The following is a 21,257-nucleotide window of genomic DNA, read 5'->3' as shown; positions in this document are numbered from 1 at the left end:
CCATGAAAAAATACCTACTTCTTTCCGTTCTGGGTCTCCTGACAGGACGTAGCCTGCCCGTATTTGCCCAATCACCCAATTTGACGACTAAAGTAGACTCCCTCTTTGCTACCTGGAGTAAGTCTGACTCACCGGGCTGTGCCTGTGGAGTAATCAAAGATCAAAAACTGATTTATACCAAAGGCTATGGCATGGCTGATCTGGAACACGATGCCCCCATTACATCCCAATCGGTTTTTTATATTGCTTCTACCTCCAAACAGTTCACGGCAGCCAGTATTGCGTTGTTAGCGATCGATAAAAAGCTATCGCTCGATGATGACATTCGCACGTATATCCCTGAAATGCCCAGTTATGGCAAACCGATTCGGATTAACAACTTACTTCATCATACCAGCGGCTTACGAGATCATTTTGATGTAATGAGCCTGGCGGGTTGGTATGAGTCGGATTATGTCAACAATGAGATGTCCCTTCAGTTGATGGCCCAACAGCGTGCGCTGAATTTTGAGACAGGAACCAAGTACGAATACAGCAACACCAATTATATGCTGCTGGCCGAAATCGTACGGAGGGTTTCCGGCAAATCGTTGCGGTTATTCGCGCAGGAACGACTCTTTGCTCCTCTGGGCATGAACCATACGCATTTCGATGATGACTATCGTCAGGTGGTTAAACAGCGCGTCATTAGTTACGATCCAGTCAAAGGCAATAGCTACGTTCAGTTGCTGAAGGATTTTGATTTACACGGCGATGGAAACTTGCTCACGACCGTAGAGGATTTGTACCGATGGGATGCTAATTTTTATACTGGCAAAGTGGGCGGGAAAGAGCTTACAAAACTGCTGTTAACAAAAGGCGTATTGGCCAACGGGGACACGATTCCGTATGCGTTGGGCCTGTCGCATGGGAAATACAAGGGCTTGCCGACGGTGTCCCACACGGGAGGCTTTAAGGGATTCCGAACCCAACTGATCCGCTTTCCGCAGCAGCAATTTTCAGTAGTTGTACTGTGTAATCTGGGTTCATTAAACCCCTCCGCCTTAGCCAATAAAGTAGCTGACATTTATCTGTCCAGCTATTTCACCCAGGCCAAGGTCGAGCAACCCAAACAGACCGCCAGTACAAAACCATATCCCTTTGTCCCCGCTACGTTTGACCCCTATGTGGGTCAGTATGAACTGTCTTCCGATTTTATTATCTCTTTCAAACGAGACGGCGATCGCTATTATTCGCAGGCAACTGGGCAGCCCGAATTTGAGATTTTCCCAACCTCCGATACTACCTTCTCCGTAAAAGCCTTCGAGGCAAGCCTTACCTTTCATCGACAACCCGACGGGAAAGTCAATAAGGTTACGCTGCATCAGAATGGCAATCATCCGGCCAATCGGGTTGCCACAGTTGTTCCCTATTCCATTCCGCCCGAGCAACTGACCCAGTATGCAGGTACGTACACCAGCGCTGAGCTAAATGCCAGTTATTCATTGGTGGTAGAAAAAGATACCCTACATGTGCGTCATAGTCGCCTGGGTGATATGGGGAGCTGCAAACCAACATCAAAAGACAAATTCAACTGGAATGGCGATAAAATCGATTTTGTACGATCGGCCGATGGTCAATTAACTGGCTTTCGCATTGCCCACTGGCGAATTCGTGATGTATGGTTTGAAAAGCGCTGAGTCAGCATTGACTTGACCACGCCTTTCCTCTTTTAAATCTATCCACCCATTTAACCAATGACAATCAAGAAACGAACCTGGAAACCCTGGGTATTCCGCTCGTTAGCCGTGCTGCTGCTGGCGGGTTCTATCTGGATTATTAATCTCATCTGGTTTCGCCCTTTCAGCATTCGGCACTTCTACGACCGCGTATTCATTTCTGTCATGTTGCGCAGCCCGGAAATGATTACCTATCTGGGCCTCCCCATATTGTACGATTGGACTAAAGATCAATGGGATGACCTGTCGGATGCCCAGCAATGGCATAATTTCGAGTTGCTTAAAGACGATTACCAAACGCTCAAAAGCTATGATTTCGAGAGTCAGTCGACTGAAAATAAGCTGAATACCAAAATTCTGGACTGGTATCTGGAAAGTAACGTCGGTAGTGAGGCATTCTTCTATTACAACTACCCGCTTAACCAGATGGACGGGGCTCAACTGAAAGTTGTCGATCTGCTTCTGAACAAGCATCAGCTACGAAACAAAAGCGATATGGATGCCTACATCACCCGGCTTACGGGTATCGCCACCAAGTTCGATCAGGTGCTGGAAGGGCTCCAGATCAGGGAGCGAAAAGGCATCGTACCGCCGAAGATTATTGTCCAGCGGGTGCTGGAACAGATGAAAGCCTTTGTCAATGGAGGAGTTAGTAAGAATATCCTTTATACCAATTTCTGCCAGAAAATAGCGAGTATCAAGGATCTGCCGGCCGACGACAAAAAGGATTATTCGAACCGGGTAGCCGAAGCTATTCGAACATCCGTTTTTGGTGCTTATCAAAAACTAATCGCCCATAACCAGGCATTGTATGCCCGTGCTGCTCCCGACGAGGGCGCTTGGAAACATCCTCATGGAGATGCCTTTTACAGCCATCAGTTAAGGGTACATACCACAACCAATCTAAGTTCAGAAGAAATTCACCAGATTGGCCTACAGGAAGTTAACCGGATTTCACAGGAAATGTGGAGCATTTTAAGAACCCAGGGTTACGCCGATACAAGCCAGTCTATTGGAAAAGTTATGCAGGGCTTAACGAAACAAGAACGCTTTCTGTATCCAGAAACGCCTGCCGGAAAAGCGCTGATTCTAGCTGAATACAAACGCATCATCGACGAAGCCAGTAAGCGGGTAAATGTAGCCTTTGCCCTACGCCCCAAGGCCAGCATTACTGTAGAGCCGGTTCCCGTGTTTCAGCAAGCCAGTACACCTCTTGGCAAGTATGATTTACCCGCTCTGGATGGATCGAAAGGGGGAGTTTTTGTGGCGAATCTGCGAGCATCGTCCGATCACCCGAAGTTTGCCATGAAGACGCTGGCGTATCATGAAGCCATACCCGGCCATCATTTTCAATTGGGTATTCAGACCGAGTTAAAAGGACTCCCCATTTTCCGCACGGTCATTCCCTTTACCGCTTACCTCGAAGGATGGGCGCTATACACCGAGCAGTTGGCTTACGAACTGGGCTTTTACAAAAATGATCCATTCGGTAATCTGGGCCGCTTACAGTCCGAACTATTTCGGGCCGTTCGACTGGTGGTCGATACGGGTATTCACCACAAAAAATGGACGCGCGAAAAAGCCATCGATTATATGACCTCCCATACCGGTATGTCCAGTGGCGAGGTAACGATCGAAGTCGAACGATATATGGTCTGGCCGGGGCAGGCCTGCGCGTATAAGATTGGGATGATGAAGATTCTGGAGCTGCGCGAAAAAGCCAGACAGGTGCTCGGTTCCCGATTCGATTTAAAACAGTTTCATCAGGCCGTACTGGCCAATGGCTCCGTACCACTGCCCATTCTGGAAGAGATTGTAAATACCTATATTCAGCAGTCGAAGCCTTGATTCAAAACCAGAAACGTTCACCTTACTCCACAATAACGATGTATAAATCTCTTACCTTCCTCCTTATTAGCTGGCTAGTCGGCTGTTTAATCACCTTTGCCCAGCCTCAAACCGACACGCAACTCTCGACCCAGTTCGACAAGTTGCTGGCCGAACAATTCAAACCTGACAGTTCCGGTTGTACTGCCCTGGTAGCCCGCAAAGGGAAGGTTATTTACCAGAAAGCCTTTGGTATGGCCAATATCGAACTAAACGTACCGATGCGGCCCGACCATGTCTTTCGCATTGGCTCCATCACCAAGCAGTTTACCGCTGTCGCCATTCTGCAACTGATGGAGCAGGGCAAACTCTCCCTCCAGGACGAGATCACCCGTTTCATTCCAGACTACCCGACGCAGGGCAAGAAAATTACGGTCGAGCATCTGCTCACCCATACCTCGGGAATTAAAAGCTATACGGACATGAAGGAGTTTGAAACCATTATGAAAAATGACATGACCCCGACGGAGTTGATCGATTTCTTCAAAAATCAGCCGATGGAATTTGAGCCGGGTACCCAGTGGAAGTATTGCAACTCCGGGTATTTTCTGCTGGGCTACATCATCGAAAAAGTGTCGGGCAAACCCTATCCGCAATACCTTGATGACGTATTTTTCAAGCCACTCGGTATGACCAGCTCCTACTACGGCGACAACGCGAAACTTATCAAAAACCGGGCATCTGGCTATCAGGCAGGCAAGGATGGCGTCGACAATGCAAGCTACTTAAGTATGACGCAACCCTACGCAGCAGGCGCTATAGTGTCGACGGTTGGTGACCTCTGGAAATGGCACCAGGCGGTGCATAGTTACAAGCTGGTCAAAAAAGAAACGCTCGACAAAGCGTTTACCCGCTATAAACTACGTGATGGCAAACTAACCGATTACGGCTACGGATGGGGTTTGGGCACTATAAAGGGCAGCCCGACAATTGCGCATAACGGAGGAATCAACGGTTTTTTAACCAGTGGTACGTACCTGCCCCGGGAGGATGTATTTGTAGCTGTTTTTTCGAATTCGACAGCTAAAGATCCTGGTGAGATAGCCGAACGAATCGCTGCGTTAGCGTTGGGGAAACCGTTTCCGGCTGAAAGGAAGGTAGCTAGTAACGTGCTGGACGACTATGTGGGCGTGTACGAAGGGCCGTTTGGCGCTAACCCCAAGACTACGTTTACCATCACCAAAGAAGATAACCAACTGTTTGAGGAACTGACGGGCGGCATAAAAATGCCTATTTACCCGGAAACCGAAACGAAGTTCTTTTTCAAAGCGATGGATAGCCAGCTCGAATTTATCCGGGATGCATCGGGTAAGGTTGTGAAGCGAACGCTAACTTATGGTGGACAACTATCAGAAGCGAAAAAGATCAAGTAGTTAGTTCTATAGTTAACTATAGCTCACCCATGCAAACCCTGAAAACCGTTCGATTTCCCATGCCTACAGCGGGTAGCAAACACGTTGGGGATCAATTGCTCCTGCTATCTCAGAAAAAACTTAGAACGGCCCTATTCACCCAGGAGGCCGTACTGAAACATCTGGAAGAACGGGAGCAGGTACCCATTAATAGAAAGTAATTTACCACTATGATAACTCGCCGTGATGTAATCAAATCCAGTGTGGCCGCTACGGCCAGTGTACTGGGCATGCCCATGATCAATAAAGGATGGTTCCGGCTGTTTGCCCATTCCCCACAGCAGTATTCCGAACGAGCCATCCGACTGGTGGAGGAATCGACCGTAATCGACCTGCTGAATCAGTTTAGAGGGTATTTAAAAACACCCGCCGAACTGGGTAATCGCTGGCTCTCTAAGCCCGGTGCTTTTACGGAAGCCGATGCCCGAACGTATCTGGAATCGGGGATAAACGTATTTGCTCTGGGACATGGGGCCAAAGACTACGAAACGGGCCTTCAGTTCTTCGCCCGCTGGAACGGGTTCATTGCCGGATACCCGCAGTGGCTGCTGCGCATTGATTCGGCAAAATCGCTGGACCAGATTAACACGACCCATAAGATTGGCATCTTACTCAGTTTACAAACGTCGAGTCATTTTCGGTCGCCCGACGACGTCGACACCTTTCTGGGACTAGGCCAGCGGATTTCGCAACTGACCTACAGCGAGGCCAACCTGATTGGCAGTGGTTTTTTTGAACCACGCGACGGTGGGCTTACAGACTTTGGGGTAAGCATTGTTGAGCGCATGAACAAAGTGGGCATGGGTATCGATATCTCTCACTGTGGCGACCAGACAACCCTGGATGCACTGGAGCTATCTAAACAGCCTGTGCTTATTACCCACGCGGGCTGTCGGGCACTGGTTCCAAAATCCGCTCGTGCCAAAACCGATGAGATGATTCGCAAACTAGCCGCCAAAGGGGGTGTAATGGGGATTCCCTTTCTCCGATTTATGGTGCATGATCAGGAACCCGTAACGATAGAACACCTGCTGAACCACTTCGATCACGTGGCCCGACTGGTCGGTGTGGAGCACGTAGGCATGGGCAGCGATCAGGCACTGGATACCGACGACGAGTATCCGGAGGAGAATAAAGCCGTGGTTGCTCACATAAAAGGCCTCGACAAACGGGATCGCTACAGTCTACACCTAAGCGATAAGGGCCAGATTGGCATCGAGGCTGTAGACCACCCCAAACGGGTCTATGATCTTACTGAAGGACTAATCCGGCGCAAGTACAGTGATGCCAATATCCGGCTTATGCTGGGCGAAAATGCTAAACGAATACTGACGACCATCTGGTCGGTTTAGTAAGCTAATCCTTTATCGTCGTCTTTCTTTTTCAAGGCGATCAATGCTCAACTCGACTTCATTAAAGATGCATCAGATAACCTATGCAAACCAGACAACGGAAGCGAAGAAAACAAAATAGTGTATCTTTCTAATCATCAGCCCAATAGTTAATATAACCCTACTCATCTCCCAACTACATACACCATGTTAACCGTACAAAAAAGCATACTCGTCTGCCTAAGCTGGCTTCTATTCCAGACGTATGGGACCGCTCAGGCGCAGGGGACGCGCCTGTTAAGACAACCTACCATCAGTGCCACACAAATTGCGTTTGAATACGGTGGAGATATCTGGGTAACGCCTAAAAGTGGTGGCGATGCCAGACGAATAACCAGCACACCCGCTACGGAAGAAAATCCCCACTTTTCGCCGGATGGTCAATGGCTTGCCTTTAGTTCAAACCGGTCGGGTACGGCCCAGGTGTATATCGTATCCGCCCAGGGAGGCAGCCCTACCCGGCTTACCTGGTACCCGGCAGCATCGTATCCGCGTGGCTGGACATCAGATGGCAAACAGGTCCTCTACGCATCCAGCCGGGAGACTGCGCCTACGGGCTACAATCGAATGTGGACCGTTTCGGTTAACGGTGGCCCATCTGCCCTATTACCCGCTCCGTGGGGATTCGATGGTCGGTATGCGCCCGACGGTACTAAGCTAATTGTTGACCGGGTAAGCCGCTGGGATAGCGAATGGCGGCATTATCGGGGAGGGCAGAATACGCCCCTTCAGGTATTGGATCTGAAGACATTAGCCGAACAATCCATACCTACCGAAGGAAGTATTGACATTCATCCGATTTGGTTGAACGATGAGATCTATTTCCTCTCCGACCGTGACTTTATCATGAACGTGTGGGCGTATAATCCCGCTACATCCGCCGTGCGTCAGGTAACCAAGCTAACCAACGGTGACATCAAGTGGCTGGAAGGCAACGGCAACGAATTAGTGTATGAACACAATGGATATTTGCACCTGCTCGACCCCAAAACGGGGAAAAGCAATCAACTGGCTATTTCCGTAATCGGCGATTTCCCCTGGACCGAAACGCATTCCGAAGCGGTGACAAAATCAGCTTCGAATGCGTCTCTGTCACCAACGGGCAAACGTATTTTACTGGAAGCCAGGGGCGATATATTTACAGTACCCGTTGAAAACGGCGATCCCAGAAACCTGACCCGAAGCTCGGGTGCCGCCGACCGTAGACCCGTCTGGTCGCCCGATGGCAAATCCATTGCCTGGTTTTCGGATAAAGACGGGCAGGGTTATGCACTCTATGTTGCCGATCAGGAAGGCGTCAAAGAGGCCAAAAAGATTTCTATCGGTGAGAGTAAACTGGGCTGGAATCCAACCTGGTCGCCCAATGGTAAGTTTATTGCGTTCACCGATAATGCGGTACGAGTCAAGATACTCGACTTATCGACGAGTGCCATTATGACGATCGATACCGGTGGCAGTAACTTGGACCGGGATAACATGGGGCTGACCTGGGCGCCCGATAGCAAATGGCTGGCCTATGCTAAATCCGCTTCCAATAATTTCAGAAGTATTATGGTCTGGTCGGCAGACAGTAAAAAAACGCGGCCATTGAGTGATCCTATGGCCGATGCCATGTCGCCAGCCTGGGATTTGAACGGGCGCTACCTCTATTTTTTGGCTAGCACAAACACGGCCCTGGGTTCTGGCTGGGCCAATACCAGTTCGCAGCAGGCCAAACCAACCTTTGGCGCTTACATTACCCTGCTACGCCAGGATGAACCCAATCCGTTTCCGCTTAAAACCGATGAAGAGCCCGATAGCACCAGTAAGCCCGCTCTGCTTAGCCAATCTATAGAGACCGGCAAGCCCAAAACGCCTAAAAAGCCTGCGGCAAAGGACTCAACAGCGCTTAAAGCCAAAGACGTACGGATCGACTGGAAGTATCTGGATCGGCGAATCATTGCCATGCCAATTCCGGTTGGTAGCTATGATGCGTTACTGGCAGGGCCTAAAGGAACGCTGCTTATTTCCACAGGCAAATCGCTCAGCAAATACACCGTTGCCGACAAGAAGCTGGATGACCTGGTAAAAGCGGGCTCTGACTATGCTGTATCGGCTAATGGTGAAAAGCTGCTGTTTAAAGCGGGTACAAACTGGCGGGTCGTGTCGACGACGAAACCGCCAAGTACCACGGAGGGAACGGTGGCCATGAACCTACAGATGGAACTGAACCGGCTTGACGAGTGGAAACAAATCTTCACGGAGGCATGGCGGTACCAGCGCGACTATTTTTATGACCGAAACATGCACGGCAGAGACTGGCAGGCCGTCTGGAACGACTATTCACCGTTAATTCCTTATATCCGACATCGCGCTGATCTGACGTATCTGCTCGACCAACTAGGTGGCGAAACATCAGTAGGACATAGTTTTGTGTTTGGGGGTAATTATCCAGACCTGGACACCTCACGGGTTGGCGTACTGGGTGCCGATCTGATTGCCCTGGAGGGTCGCTGGAAGATCAAACGCATTTATACCACCGAAAGCTGGAACCCCGGCCTGGTAGCCCCGCTGGCTCAGCCAAACCTGAAAGTAGAAGAAGGCCACTATATTCTGGCGGTCAATGGACAACCCCTGACGGCCGATAAAGATCCGTATGAACTGCTGAACGGAACGGCTAATTTACAGACCATCCTGACGGTGAATACCAAGCCAACGCCCGAGGGGGCCTGGACGATCCGGGTGCAACCTACCACCCGGGAAAATGCCCTGCGGCAGCTTGCCTGGATCGAAGATAACCGGCGGAAAGTGGATGAATTATCCAAAGGGAAATTAGGCTACGTCTGGGTGCCCAATACGTCCGGAGCGGGCTTCAACAGCTTCAACCGCTATTATTTTGCTCAACAGGATAAGGAGGGGGCTGTCATTGATGAACGCTTCAACGGCGGTGGACTACTGGATGATTATATGGTTGATTTAATGGTACGTCGGCTACGGGCCTCCATCACGAATGAGGTCCCTGCCGGGAAAGCCATGCGGTTACCCGCCGGTATACTTGGCCCCAAAGTACTGTTGGTCAATGAACTGGCCGGCTCGGGTGGTGATTTCTTCCCCTGGATCTTCCGTCAACAGAAGGTAGGTCCACTCATCGGCACGCGTACCTGGGGTGGTCTGGTGAAATCGTCGGTTCACTACTCGTTTGTGGATGGCGGCTCTATGACGGCGCCCGACAACGCCATTTTTGATCCGATGGCGAAAAAATGGGTTGCGGAGAACACGGGAGTATCACCTGATATTGAGCAGAAAATTTCCGCCATCGCCGTCTCGAAAGGTCAGGATCTGCAACTCGAAAAAGCCGTTGACGAAGCGCTGAAATTACTACAGAAAGAACCCTGGCCGTCCGTCGTCAATCCACCCTACTCTACCCCTGCCAAGAAGCCATAAACTTATTCATACGCCTTTCTATGAATTCCAAAATACTCGCCCTCCTTAGTCTTGTTTTTTCATTCTCGCTGAACTGTCTGGGGCAAAATCGACCTTCTTCATCAACCACTTATGATGTACTCATTCGTAACGGGCTGATTTACGATGGTTCGGGCCAGAAACCCTACCGGGGTGATGTGGGCATCCGCGCCGACCGTGTCGTGGCTATTGGAAAATTGACTAGCGCCAAAGCTACTACTGTCATCGACGCCAATGGTATGGCTGTGGCACCCGGATTTATTAATGTGCTCTCCCACGCAGGGTTATCGCTACTAAAAGATGGGCGATCCATGAGTGATCTAAAGCAGGGAGTAACCACTGAAGTGTTCGGCGAAATATCCTGGGGACCATTCCGCCCCAACAACATACCCTTCCTGCAAAGTAGTTGGTTCAAGGAGTTTGGCCTAACGTGCGACTGGACAACCCTGGCGGAGTTTATGCACAAACTCGAACGTAAAGGCGTAACACCAAACTTTGCTTCCTATGTGGGTGCGGGCGAGGTGCGGATGATGGTTCTGGGTGAAAACGACGTAAAACCTAATCCAGCCCAACTGGTGCAAATGCAGACGCTGGTCCGGGAAGCGATGGAAGGTGGCGCGTTGGGCGTAACAACCATGCTTATCTATCCACCCAATACCTTTGCCGATACCGACGAACTGATTGCCTTGTGCCGCGAAGCCGCCCGGTATAAAGGCCGCTATATTGTGCATATGCGTAGCGAAGGTGACCGACTCGAAGAAGGTATTGAGGAGCTGATTCGGATTGGGAAGGAAGCGAAGTTACCCGTCGAACTGTATCACTTCAAAGCCAGTGGAGTACGAAACTGGCCCAAAGTCGATAAGGCCATTGCGCTCATTGAGCAGGCCCGAAAACAGGGGCAGGATGTAACCGCCAATATGTATACCTACACAGCAGGTGGTACGGGCTTAACCTCCTGCCTGCCTCCTTATGTGTTCAACGGTGGGTTTATGGCTGGCTGGAAACGCCTACAAGACCCCAGCGAACGCAGCAAGATCGCTCAGGAAGTACGCCATCAAACGCAGAAATGGGAGAATATGTTTGCCCTCGCCGGATCGCCCGACAACATTGTGCCGGCTGGTTTTGAGCAGGACTCACTCAAAAAATATGAAGGCAAAACCTTAGGGGAGATAGCCAAGATACGGGGAAAAGATCCCGTTGAAACCGTTATGGACCTGATTGTGCAGGACAAAAGCCGAGTTGGAACGCTCTACTTCCTGATGTCGGAGGAGAATATCAAGAAACAGATTCGCCAGCCCTGGGTCAGTTTTGGGTCAGATGCAGGTTCGGTGGCCGATACGGTGTCGGGCAAAGGGCATCCGCGTGAGTTTGGCAACTTCGCCCGGTTGCTGGGCAAATATGTCCGTGAGGAGAAGGTGATCCCGCTCGAAGAAGCCATCCGACGGCTTTCCAGCCTACCCGCTACCAATCACAAGCTGGCCAACCGGGGTTTCCTGAAACCTGGTTACTTCGCCGACGTGGTGATCTTTGATCCAGCCACCATCGCCGATAAAGCCACGTTCGAGAATTCCTTTCAGTATGCCGTTGGCGTACAGCACGTATTCATCAACGGCAAACAGGTGCTGAATAATGGCGAACATACCGGCGTGTTACCGGGACGGGCACTGTGGGGGCCTAGCTGGAAACCGGAAGCCAAAAAGATAAAGTAACGCCAAACCCAAAACTATGAATTGCGCTGAAATCAGCCAGTTACCAACCCAAATCAGTTCGTCAATTTTCATGAATAAACCCCTTACGCTCCTGCTCGTTTTCTGGCTAACCGGCTGCGTCACCCTTGTTGCCCAACCCACTCAGTATTCCAAAGACGTACTGTCAAAAATCCAGCAGGTTGAACAGCATTTAGCCCGTTACGTCAACCGCACACCAGACGACAAAGACTGGACACTGCAAGAGCGTATGAGCTATTACAAGATTCATGGCCTCAGCATAGCCGTTGTCCACAACTACCAGATTGAGTGGGCCAAAGCCTACGGCTGGGCCGATACGAGCCAATCGGACCGCCGAACCGCTCGCCCGGTTACGACCGAGACCCGTTTTCAGGCTGGTTCTATCAGTAAGTCGCTGAATGGCGTGGGGGTGCTGGCCTTAGTCCAGGATAAAAAAATTGATCTATATGCCAACATCAACAACTACCTGACCACCTGGAAATTCCCCTACGATTCGGTTTCCAAAGGCAAGATAATCAACACGGCCAACCTATTGAGTCACACAGCGGGACTGACGATTCACGGCTTCCCCGGTTATGGGATCACTAAAGATATTCCTTCCCTGACGGCGGTGCTTGATGGACAAAAACCAGCTAATACCCAAGCCGTTCGTTCTGCCTTTGAACCAGGACTGAAGTATCAATATTCGGGTGGCGGCACAACCATCTCTCAACTGCTGGTTATGGATGTAATCCATCAACCTTACGACCAGTATATGTGGGAGCGGGTGCTGAAGCCGATGGGTATGGTTAACAGTTCGTACACGCAGCCACCAATCGATGAAAGTCAGCTGGCAACGGGCTACTGGGCATCCGGAAGTGAAGTTCCTGGGAAGCATCATATCTACCCCGAACAGGCAGCCGCTGGACTCTGGACAACGCCAACCGATTTATGCCGCTATATTATCGAAACACAGTTGGCCTACCAGGGCAAATCCAGTAAGGTACTCTCGCAGAAAACAACCCGGTTGCGGCTTACGCCCTACGTGGATAGTTCGGCAGCGTTGGGGGTATTCATTGTCAAAAAAGGAGCGGATACCTATTTCTCGCATGACGGGTCCGATATGGGGTTTCTGAGCCTGTATTATGGAAGCCTGACCGGTGGCAATGGAGTAGCCATTATGGTCAACTCTCAAAACGGGGCTATTCTCGAAGAACTAGCGAATAGTGTGTCCACTGTTTATAACTGGAACGGTTTCTATAAGCCTATCATCAAGCAAACGGTGGCCGTCCCGGAAACTGTTCTCGACGCTTATGTGGGTGAATATCAGGGGACATTGGGAAAAAATATCGTCACCCGCACTGGCAATCAGTTGTTTTACCGGTGGACAAATGGAAATACGATGAAAATTTTCCCTGAAACCGAAACCCGGTTTTTCTTTAAAGATTCAGATGGTCAACTCGAATTTATCCGCGACGCGTCGGGTAAAGTTGTCGGTCGAAACATGATAGCGGGCGGGAAGGCAACTGAAGCAAAGAAGATTAAGTGACGCTACCCCGAAATGGATTCGAATATGCGATTTTTCAATACTCCAGACTATCCCTTTATGAAAGCCATCTTTACTCTCTTCCTCTTGTTGTCGATACCCTATTGCTTAGCAGCCCAGGCACCCACCGATACGCTACGCTATGTTGTACTGACGAACGGACAGTTGTCCGGTAAAGCTTGGCTACTACCACAAGGACACGACGTAACAGGATTTCTTACGTATAACGACCGGGGACGAGGCCCCAAACTGACAACACACTACACGTTGAACGACCAGCACATCCCACTAACACTTAACGTATCAGGAAACGATTATTATAAAAACGAGGTACACGAGACGTTTCGGCTGGCAGACGGGGTAGCCCACTGGAAAAATGCTGATGAAAAGAAAGACATACCCATAACGAAACCTGCCGTTTACGTCAGTAATGTCAGTGGCATGGACGCTATGCTGACTCAGGCGCTCTTTGCCGCCCCAAATCACACGGTTAATCTATTGCCGACAGGTCAGTCCGTTATGACCCAGATCCTGACACACTCGCTCAAAAATGGTCAACCCGTAACGCTCTGGGCCATTCGTGGTATTAACTATACGCCTACCTTGACCTGGCTCGACAGTAAGGGGTATCCGCTCGGCTCTATCGGTGATTTTTTTGTCACGATACGGGAAGGACTGGAAGCGGATATTCCTGAACTACGTCGACTGCAAAAAGCCGAAGATGGTAAATTTTACCGTCAGTTGGCCCGTACACTTCCTGAACCCATACCCCAAGGGTTGGTGGTCCAAAACGTAAACCTATTCGATGCGGAGAAAGCCCAACTGGTTCCTGCACAGACTATAGTGGTCAAAAACGGTCGCATTGAGCAGGTAGGTTCGGCAGCCTCCGTAAAAATTCCGGCAGGCTATCGGCTCATCAATGGCGCTGGTAAAACCGTACTGCCCGGACTATGGGATATGCACGTCCATTTCACCAACCCTACCGATGGTATTATCGAGGTAGCACTGGGGATAACGGAGGTTCGCGATATGGGCAATACCGACGCCTTGCTAACGCTTCGCAATCAGATTGACAGCATGCAGCTGATTGCTCCCCGGATTGCTGTCATGAGTGGTTTCATTGATGGGAAAGGGCCGTTCAGTGGTCCCGGCTTACGGGTTACTTCTGTAGAAGAAGGTATTCAGGCCGTTCGTGACTACAAAGCCAAAGGCTATCAGTCCATTAAGCTATACAGTTCCATCAAGCCCGAATGGGTAGCGCCTATGGCTGCGGAAGCACATCGGCTGGGGATGCACGTCATCGGGCACATTCCGTCCTACATGACTGCCGAACAAGCCATTGCCGCTGGGTATGACGAAATTACCCATGCCAACATGGTCATGCTGAATTTTCTGGGTGATACGTTGGATACCCGTTCGATGGGTCGGTTTACGAACGTAGCGCAGCGAGCGGCTGGCCTTGATTTAAGCGGTCCAGCCTTTGCCCGTTTTGTCCAGCTGATGCAGCAGAAGCACATTGCCTTCGATCCGACAGCGTCCGTTTTTGAGCAAATGTTCACGTCCGAATCCGGCCAATTTGACCCGACCATGGCGAGTGTTGCCAACCGATTACCTGGCCCTGTACAACGTACGTTATATGGTCAGGGTTTACCGGTACCAATGGGCATGGCAGCCACCTACAAAAAATCATTTGCTACCTTACTGGATGCCATCAAACGACTGCATGACGCCGGTATCCTGATGGTTGCCGGAACGGATAACTATGCTGGCTATGCCCTCCACCGCGAACTTGAATTGTATGTCCAGGCGGGTATTTCGGCCGCGCAGGCGCTGCAAATGGCCACCTACAATCCTGCCAAATTGAGTAATCGATTAGGGGATCTTGGTACCCTAACACCCGGCAAACGCGCCGATTTTATCCTGGTTAACGGCAACCCCACGCAACGCATCAGCGATATCCGCCGAGTGGATTATACGATAAAAGACGGAGTACTTTACGATAGTAAAAAACTACTAAACAGCTTGTCGATTCACCATTATTCAGAGCCGTAAAATAGGCAATGGTATAACTATTTATTCTTTAACCACTAACCTTCATGAAATCACTTATCCCCATTCTCTACACGCTTGCGCTCGTTTCCTACAGCGTTATTACACAGGCCCAATCCCCCAAGCTAGCTGCGAAAGCTGATTCGCTATTTGCGGAATGGAATAAACCCGGCAGCCCCGGCGCTGCTGTTGGGGTAGTATCCAAAGGGAAACTTATCTACGCCAAAGGCTTCGGTGAAGCGGACGTAGAAACGGGTGCGCCGATTGGTCCGGAAACCATTTTCCATGTAGCTTCGGTGTCGAAGCAGTTTACGGCTTATGCGATTGTGCTGCTGGCACAGGAAGGTAAACTATCCCTGGACGATGATATCCATAAATACCTGCCAGAAGTGCCTGACTTTGGCAAGACCATTACCATCCGGCACCTGATTCACCATATCAGCGGCATGCGCGACCAGTGGAATCTGCTGACAATGGCGGGCTGGCAGATGGACGATGTGATTACCAAAGAACACATCTTCAATATTGTGAAACGGCAACGGGAACTGAATTTTGATCCGGGTGCGGAGTTTTCGTATTCCAATACGGGCTATACACTCCTGGCCGAAATTGTGTCAAGAGTTGGCAAACAGCCGTTTCGGGACTGGATGGAGCAACGGATTTTCAAACCCTTAGGAATGACGAAAAGCTTATTTTACGATGACCATGAGCGCATTGTAAAAGGTCGATCCTACTCGTTCTATAAGCCTGACTCATCGAATACCTACAAGAAGAGTGTCCTAAGCTACGCTAATGCAGGCGCAACCAGTTTGTTCACAACCGTAAATGATTTGGCCCGCTGGATAGGCAACTTCCGCTCGCCTACCGTTGGCGATAAGGCCACTATGACGCAAATGCTGGAGCGGGGCCGCTTAACGAAAGGAGATACGCTGCCTTATGCCTTTGCTTTGTCGCACGGAAAGCACAAAGGGCTTGATTATTACGGCCATAGCGGGGGCGATGCGGGTTTTCGGTCGTTCATCTGCTATTTCCCCAAAGAGGATTATGGGTTCATTATCCTGAGCAATCTGGGTGAGTTCAATCCGGTTAAAAAGAGTTTGGATCTGGCCAGTATTTACCTGGCACCTTATATAAAAGAGGACAAACCGGTAGTTAAAGCATCTGCTCCGGCATCGACAACGGGCACCTATGCATTCAATCCAACACGCTTTGATCCGTACATTGGCGAATATGCCCTGACCGAGGATGCCGGTTTTACATTAACCTTTTCCCGAACGGACAACCATTACTTTGTGCGGCCGACCGGTCAGCCACAGTCAGAAATATTTCCGCTGAACGACTCCACATTCATGTCTAAAATAGTGGATGCACAGGTAATCTTTCACCACCCAACCTCAGATAAGGTAAACCAAATCACATTGGTACAAAATGGCAGGCATCCTGGTACACGGGTGAAACCTTCCTCAATATCCGCTGCTGACAAACAACAACTCATTGGCAAATACTACAGCCCGGAATTAGAGACATTTTACGCCATTACCTTACAGGCGGATACCCTAAAAATGGTTCATATCCATCATGGCGAAGCTACCGTAAGCATGGACGTCAAAAACCATTTGAAAGTACCCTGGTGGTTTATGTCGTCGGTAGATATTGTACGCGACTCAGCCGATCAGGTTATCGGCTTCCGAGCCTCAAACGGGCGGGTTCGTAACCTATGGTTCAGACGGTTGCCAACTGATTTTGGCACTGAAAAGGCGCCAACAGCTGCTAAATAATCAACTATGATTTTTCCTAAAAACAGGTCATTCTTCACCATGCGTTTACTTATTCTAACCCTGATTCTGTGCGGGCTAACCAGCGTTGTTACCTACGCCCAAGCTACTTCGGAAACGCGATATAATCGCCAGGAAGTGCTTATAACAATGCGCGATGGCATTCGGCTAAACACGGTCATTTTTACGCCCAAAACCGCCGACGAGCCGTTGCCATTTCTGTTTAGCCGGACGCCCTATGGCGTTGAGGGTGCGCCCTTCCCCGACCAGTCGCCATACACTAAAATCATGGCCGATCAGGGGTATATATTCGTAGCGCAGGACATTCGTGGGCGCTACAAATCAGAGGGAAAGTTTGAAATGCAGCGATTTTCGCGCAATCCGGAAAACCCCAAAGCTATCGACGAAAGTACCGATACCTATGACACGATTGAGTGGCTGCTTAAAAACATACCCAACAATAACGGGAAGGCTGGTATGTACGGCACCTCCTACGACGGCTGGACGAGCGTGATGGGGGCAATTGATCCGCACCCGGCACTGAAAGCAATTTCGGAACATGCCACGCCAGCCGATATGTGGATGGGTGATGATTTTCACCATCAGGGCGCGTTTCGGCTGAGTTATGGTTTTGAATATGCGTTTATGGAAGAAGCGGCAAAAACCGATACATTGTTTCCCTTCAATACCTATGATACCTACGACTGGTATCTGAAACTGGGACCGTTGGCCAACGTCAATAAAAAGTACTTTTTGGGGAAACTACCAACCTGGAATGACTTTGCCAGCCATCCTAATTACGATCAGTTCTGGCAAAAACAGGCCCTTGCCGGTCGCCTTGGCAGCCCGAAAGTAGCCATCCAGCACGTAGCAGGCTGGTGGGATCAGGAGGATTTTTACGGGCCAGTCAAAGCCTATCAAACCTGGGAGAAAAAAGATGATAAGCATCAAAATTATCTCATCGTTGGTCCCTGGAATCATGGCGGCTGGGCTTGGGGTGAAGGCCGTAAACTGGGTAACATCAGTTTCGATACAACTGCGTCCAGTACGTTTCGCCAGACCATGTTTGCGCCCTGGTTTGCCTATCACCTGAAAGGCAAGGGCGATGGCAAATTTCCCGAAGTGACCACCTTTCAAACAGGCCGGAACCAATGGAAAACCTATACCCAATGGCCCCCTGCCGGGTCAGTTAAGCGTAACCTGTATTTGCGGGCCAACGGGCAGCTTTCGTTCGATAAACCAACCGATGCCGCCGGTGTCGACCAGTACCTCTCCGATCCGGCCCATCCGGTACCGTACCGCTCCCGACCTATTGAACAAACCTACGGTCCCGGCTCACGCTGGTTCACCTGGCTGACCGAGGACCAGCGATTTGTCCAGAATCGACCCGATGTCCTTAGCTGGCAAACCGAGCCCCTAACCGAAGAAGTAACCGTGACCGGTACGTTGCTGGCCCAACTCTTTGCGGCTACGACGGGCAGCGATGCCGACTGGGTGGTCAAACTCATAGATGTCTATCCTGAAAGTTATCCAAAAGAGCCGAAGATGGCAGGCTATCAGTTCATGGTCGCTAACGACATCCTGCGGGGACGTTTCCATAAGAGTTTCGAAAAACCTCAGCCATTGCAGCCTAATAAAGTGGAAACCTTTACCGTCGATCTGCATTCGCTGGACCATGTATTTCAGAAAGGCCATCGCATCATGGTGCAGATACAGAGTACATGGTTTCCTCTGATCGACCGCAATCCCCAACGATACGTACCCAACATCTTTGAAGCCAAGGAAACGGACTACCAAAAAGCGATGCACTCGATTTCCCGATCCGCGACCTATCCCTCCCATTTGGAATTAAGCGTAATGCCGCATTAAGTATTTCGTAGGGTTACCGCTTTTGTTGTAACCTGGAATGTCTCAAACGGTATAGTTTTTGTCCCAAACGACATAGCCCCTCTATGCATAAGCCACTTATTTTGGAGTGGCTTTTTGCGTTCACCCTATCATTGAGTTACTGTCTTATCACCAAAGGTCATAGTGGCAAACTGACTGTGGAAAGTACAGAAAGACAAGGGACTGAATTTTGTATTACCCTACCCACTCGCGCTTAACTTTTTATTATGAAACCAACCTTACTCGTCAGCTTGCTATGTCTACTTTCCCTGATCGCTTTAGGGCAACCCGCCTTTCGTATCGACAACCTGATTAAGGATGGATTTTTTTTGGACAAAGGCTGGAAATTCCATGTAGGAGACAACCCCGTCTGGGCCAAGCCCAATTTCGATGACTCTCGCTGGGATACACTTAACCCAACTGCCCCATTCTCGAAACTACCTCAATTGACTCAAGCGGAACTGGGCTGGTTTCGTTTGCACCTGCGAGTCGATAGTTCATTACTTAATCAACCCTTAGCAATCGATGTTACGCCAATTGGTGCTACAGAAATTTATCTCAATGGCAAGTTAGTCCACATGGCTGGCCGAGTCAGTAAAAATCCAAACATTGAACGAACAGTTGCCGGGGACATCAGGCCGATCCATTTTGTCTTATCACAGCCGACCAATACCATCGCTGTTCGCTATTCACTTACCAGTAGCAATATTTATATTCAGGATTTGTCGCCCTTCTATTTACGGCTTCTTAGACCCGAAAGTTTTATTGATATTTTGTTTCATAATGGGTTTCCTGATGCTATCAAGTTTAGCTGCATTGGTGGGCTTGTTTTGATGTTATCGCTCATTCATCTATGCTTTTACTACTTCTACCGACAACACAAAGCGAACCTGCTGTTTAGTATAGCTCTACTGGTATTAGCCATTTCCCGTTTAATGTTTCCGTTGACCGGTCCAATAGTACTCTCCGTAACCTGGAGGACTATTACTTCTTTTGTTGTTAGCAATTTTCATATAACTGTATTTCCAATTCTCTTACTCCTGGCCGTTTATCACTACTTACAGCGACCTCACCAGCTCTTCTTCTGGCTACTTACCATTTCATACGCGCTCTACTGGGTCGCTATCATCGGGGGAATACGCTACTATAACCAACTGGCTCCTATCGGATTCGCCCTGGCCTTTGTGTCATTTCTGAATTACTTAGTTGTTAGTTATCAAGCCATTATTGCCTACAATCGACAAGCATACTTCCTGTTTTATGGTGGACTAGCTTTCCTGACAACAGCCATACTATTTTTGTCTATATCAGCCTTGTTTCCTGTTAACTTTGCCGATTTAACCCTGGAAGAGCAATATGGAAACAGTCTGATTGCGACACTAATGATGGTTTTAGAGGGTCTGCTCTATATAACCATTCCTGTTTCGGTTTCTCTGGCCTTAGCCAGCGATTTTGCGCAAACCAGTTTTTCGCTTCAACGAAAACTGGGTGAGGTAAATCAGCTTTCGCAGGAAAAACAGCAGATTCTGGCAACTCAAAATGAACGGCTTGAACAACAAGTCGAAACCCGCACGGCTGAGCTCAAAGCTTCTCAGGTTCAGCTCATTCAAAAAGAGAAACTCGCCAGTCTGGGCGAACTAACCGCTGGCATCGCCCACGAGATTCAGAACCCGCTCAACTTCGTCAACAATTTCTCAGAGGTAAGTGTAGAACTTATCGATGAATTGAAAGATGGCCCTTTTCGGCAGTTGCCGGAAGCAGATAAAGAATATGCCGAGGAAATTTTAGGCGACCTGACCAGTAACCTTCAGAAGATCCATCGACACGGCGACCGGGCCAGCAGCATCGTCAAAGGTATGCTCGAACACTCCCGTACTGAATCGGGTGAAAAACGACCCACCGACCTCAATAGCTTAGCTGATGAGTACCTTAAGATCGCCTATCATGGCCTCAGGGCTAAGGATAAATCCTTCAACTGTGAATTAATTACCGAATTTGAACCCACTCTGGAGCCAGTAGAAGTGGCCCCTCAGGAGATAGGCCGGGTGTTGTTGAACCTCTACAACAATGCCTTCTACGCTGTTGTCCAGCGACAGTATTTAGCCGAGGATAGTTATCAGCCAATGGTTCAAGTACAGACAAAACGGCTGGCAAACTACATAGAGATCCGTGTTTCGGACAATGGCACCGGCATTCCCGACTCGGTAAAAGCCAAAATCTTCCAGCCGTTTTTCACCACCAAACCTACCGGAGAGGGTACTGGGTTGGGTCTATCGTTGAGTTACGATATTATCACCAAAGGACATGGTGGAACCCTCACCGTAGAAAGCGCAGAAGGACAAGGGACAACCTTTGTGATTCAACTACCAATCTAGCCCAACCTCAGTCAACAGACACTCGATTAAGAAGCTACGCAAAGTCACACTCCAAAATTTTCGATGTTGT

Annotated in this window: 12 protein-coding genes; all 12 read left to right on the top strand. The window is 49.6% G+C overall.

Annotation, left to right across the window (positions count from 1 at the left end; translation table 11 throughout):
- Positions 1–2 precede the first annotated feature (2 nt).
- Positions 3–1,679, top strand: a complete 1,677-nt coding sequence (locus GO755_RS03240) for a serine hydrolase (protein ID WP_157583117.1) — start codon at positions 3–5, stop codon at positions 1,677–1,679.
- 57 nt (positions 1,680–1,736) lie between these two features.
- On the top strand, positions 1,737–3,566 hold the full coding sequence (locus GO755_RS03235) for a DUF885 domain-containing protein (protein ID WP_157583116.1): 1,830 nt from the start codon (positions 1,737–1,739) through the stop codon (positions 3,564–3,566).
- Between the two features lie 38 nt (positions 3,567–3,604).
- Positions 3,605–4,978 (top strand): serine hydrolase, encoded by a 1,374-nt coding sequence (locus tag GO755_RS03230; protein WP_157583115.1) that lies wholly within the window; start codon positions 3,605–3,607, stop codon positions 4,976–4,978.
- 29 nt (positions 4,979–5,007) lie between these two features.
- The gene (locus GO755_RS03225) at positions 5,008–5,178 is read left to right on the top strand and encodes a hypothetical protein (RefSeq protein ID WP_157583114.1); all 171 of its coding nucleotides are present in this window, start codon (positions 5,008–5,010) and stop codon (positions 5,176–5,178) included.
- Positions 5,179–5,187: 9 nt separating this feature from the next.
- Positions 5,188–6,369: a dipeptidase gene (locus GO755_RS03220; protein WP_157583113.1), complete on the top strand. Its 1,182-nt coding sequence runs from the start codon at positions 5,188–5,190 to the stop codon at positions 6,367–6,369.
- A 186-nt stretch (positions 6,370–6,555) separates the two neighbouring features.
- A complete protein-coding gene (locus GO755_RS03215; RefSeq protein WP_157583112.1) occupies positions 6,556–9,831 on the top strand; it encodes a S41 family peptidase in 3,276 nt (1,091 codons plus the stop codon).
- Between the two features lie 20 nt (positions 9,832–9,851).
- The gene (locus GO755_RS03210) at positions 9,852–11,558 is read left to right on the top strand and encodes an N-acyl-D-amino-acid deacylase family protein (RefSeq protein WP_157583111.1); all 1,707 of its coding nucleotides are present in this window, start codon (positions 9,852–9,854) and stop codon (positions 11,556–11,558) included.
- A 16-nt stretch (positions 11,559–11,574) separates the two neighbouring features.
- Positions 11,575–13,104, top strand: a complete 1,530-nt coding sequence (locus tag GO755_RS03205) for a serine hydrolase (protein ID WP_157583110.1) — start codon at positions 11,575–11,577, stop codon at positions 13,102–13,104.
- 57 nt (positions 13,105–13,161) lie between these two features.
- On the top strand, positions 13,162–15,153 hold the full coding sequence (locus tag GO755_RS03200; protein WP_198174737.1) for an amidohydrolase family protein: 1,992 nt from the start codon (positions 13,162–13,164) through the stop codon (positions 15,151–15,153).
- A 44-nt stretch (positions 15,154–15,197) separates the two neighbouring features.
- On the top strand, positions 15,198–16,928 hold the full coding sequence (locus tag GO755_RS03195; protein ID WP_157583108.1) for a serine hydrolase domain-containing protein: 1,731 nt from the start codon (positions 15,198–15,200) through the stop codon (positions 16,926–16,928).
- 39 nt (positions 16,929–16,967) lie between these two features.
- Positions 16,968–18,794: a CocE/NonD family hydrolase gene (locus GO755_RS03190; RefSeq protein ID WP_157583107.1), complete on the top strand. Its 1,827-nt coding sequence runs from the start codon at positions 16,968–16,970 to the stop codon at positions 18,792–18,794.
- Between the two features lie 245 nt (positions 18,795–19,039).
- Positions 19,040–21,187 carry an ATP-binding protein gene (locus tag GO755_RS03185; protein WP_157583106.1) on the top strand — a complete coding sequence of 716 codons (2,148 nt, stop codon included), beginning with the start codon at positions 19,040–19,042 and terminating at the stop codon, positions 21,185–21,187.
- Positions 21,188–21,257 lie beyond the last annotated feature (70 nt).

The organism is Spirosoma arboris (assembly GCF_009754945.1).
Taxonomy (GTDB): domain Bacteria; phylum Bacteroidota; class Bacteroidia; order Cytophagales; family Spirosomataceae; genus Spirosoma; species Spirosoma arboris.
Note: the sequence above shows the minus strand (reverse complement) of the source record. Positions and strands in the feature narration are given on the sequence as shown.

What these genes read in the sequence shown, in the direction of transcription:
- GO755_RS03200 (WP_198174737.1), top strand. Translation starts at nt 13,162, where the DNA reads ATGAAAGCCATCTTTACTCTCTTCCTCTTGTTGTCGATACCCTATTGC.
- GO755_RS03220 (WP_157583113.1), top strand. Translation starts at nt 5,188, where the DNA reads ATGATAACTCGCCGTGATGTAATCAAATCCAGTGTGGCCGCTACGGCC.
- GO755_RS03205 (WP_157583110.1), top strand. Translation starts at nt 11,575, where the DNA reads ATGAATTGCGCTGAAATCAGCCAGTTACCAACCCAAATCAGTTCGTCA.
- GO755_RS03235 (WP_157583116.1), top strand. Translation starts at nt 1,737, where the DNA reads ATGACAATCAAGAAACGAACCTGGAAACCCTGGGTATTCCGCTCGTTA.
- GO755_RS03195 (WP_157583108.1), top strand. Translation starts at nt 15,198, where the DNA reads ATGAAATCACTTATCCCCATTCTCTACACGCTTGCGCTCGTTTCCTAC.
- GO755_RS03225 (WP_157583114.1), top strand. Translation starts at nt 5,008, where the DNA reads ATGCAAACCCTGAAAACCGTTCGATTTCCCATGCCTACAGCGGGTAGC.
- GO755_RS03210 (WP_157583111.1), top strand. Translation starts at nt 9,852, where the DNA reads ATGAATTCCAAAATACTCGCCCTCCTTAGTCTTGTTTTTTCATTCTCG.
- GO755_RS03185 (WP_157583106.1), top strand. Translation starts at nt 19,040, where the DNA reads ATGAAACCAACCTTACTCGTCAGCTTGCTATGTCTACTTTCCCTGATC.
- GO755_RS03240 (WP_157583117.1), top strand. Translation starts at nt 3, where the DNA reads ATGAAAAAATACCTACTTCTTTCCGTTCTGGGTCTCCTGACAGGACGT.
- GO755_RS03215 (WP_157583112.1), top strand. Translation starts at nt 6,556, where the DNA reads ATGTTAACCGTACAAAAAAGCATACTCGTCTGCCTAAGCTGGCTTCTA.
- GO755_RS03190 (WP_157583107.1), top strand. Translation starts at nt 16,968, where the DNA reads ATGCGTTTACTTATTCTAACCCTGATTCTGTGCGGGCTAACCAGCGTT.
- GO755_RS03230 (WP_157583115.1), top strand. Translation starts at nt 3,605, where the DNA reads ATGTATAAATCTCTTACCTTCCTCCTTATTAGCTGGCTAGTCGGCTGT.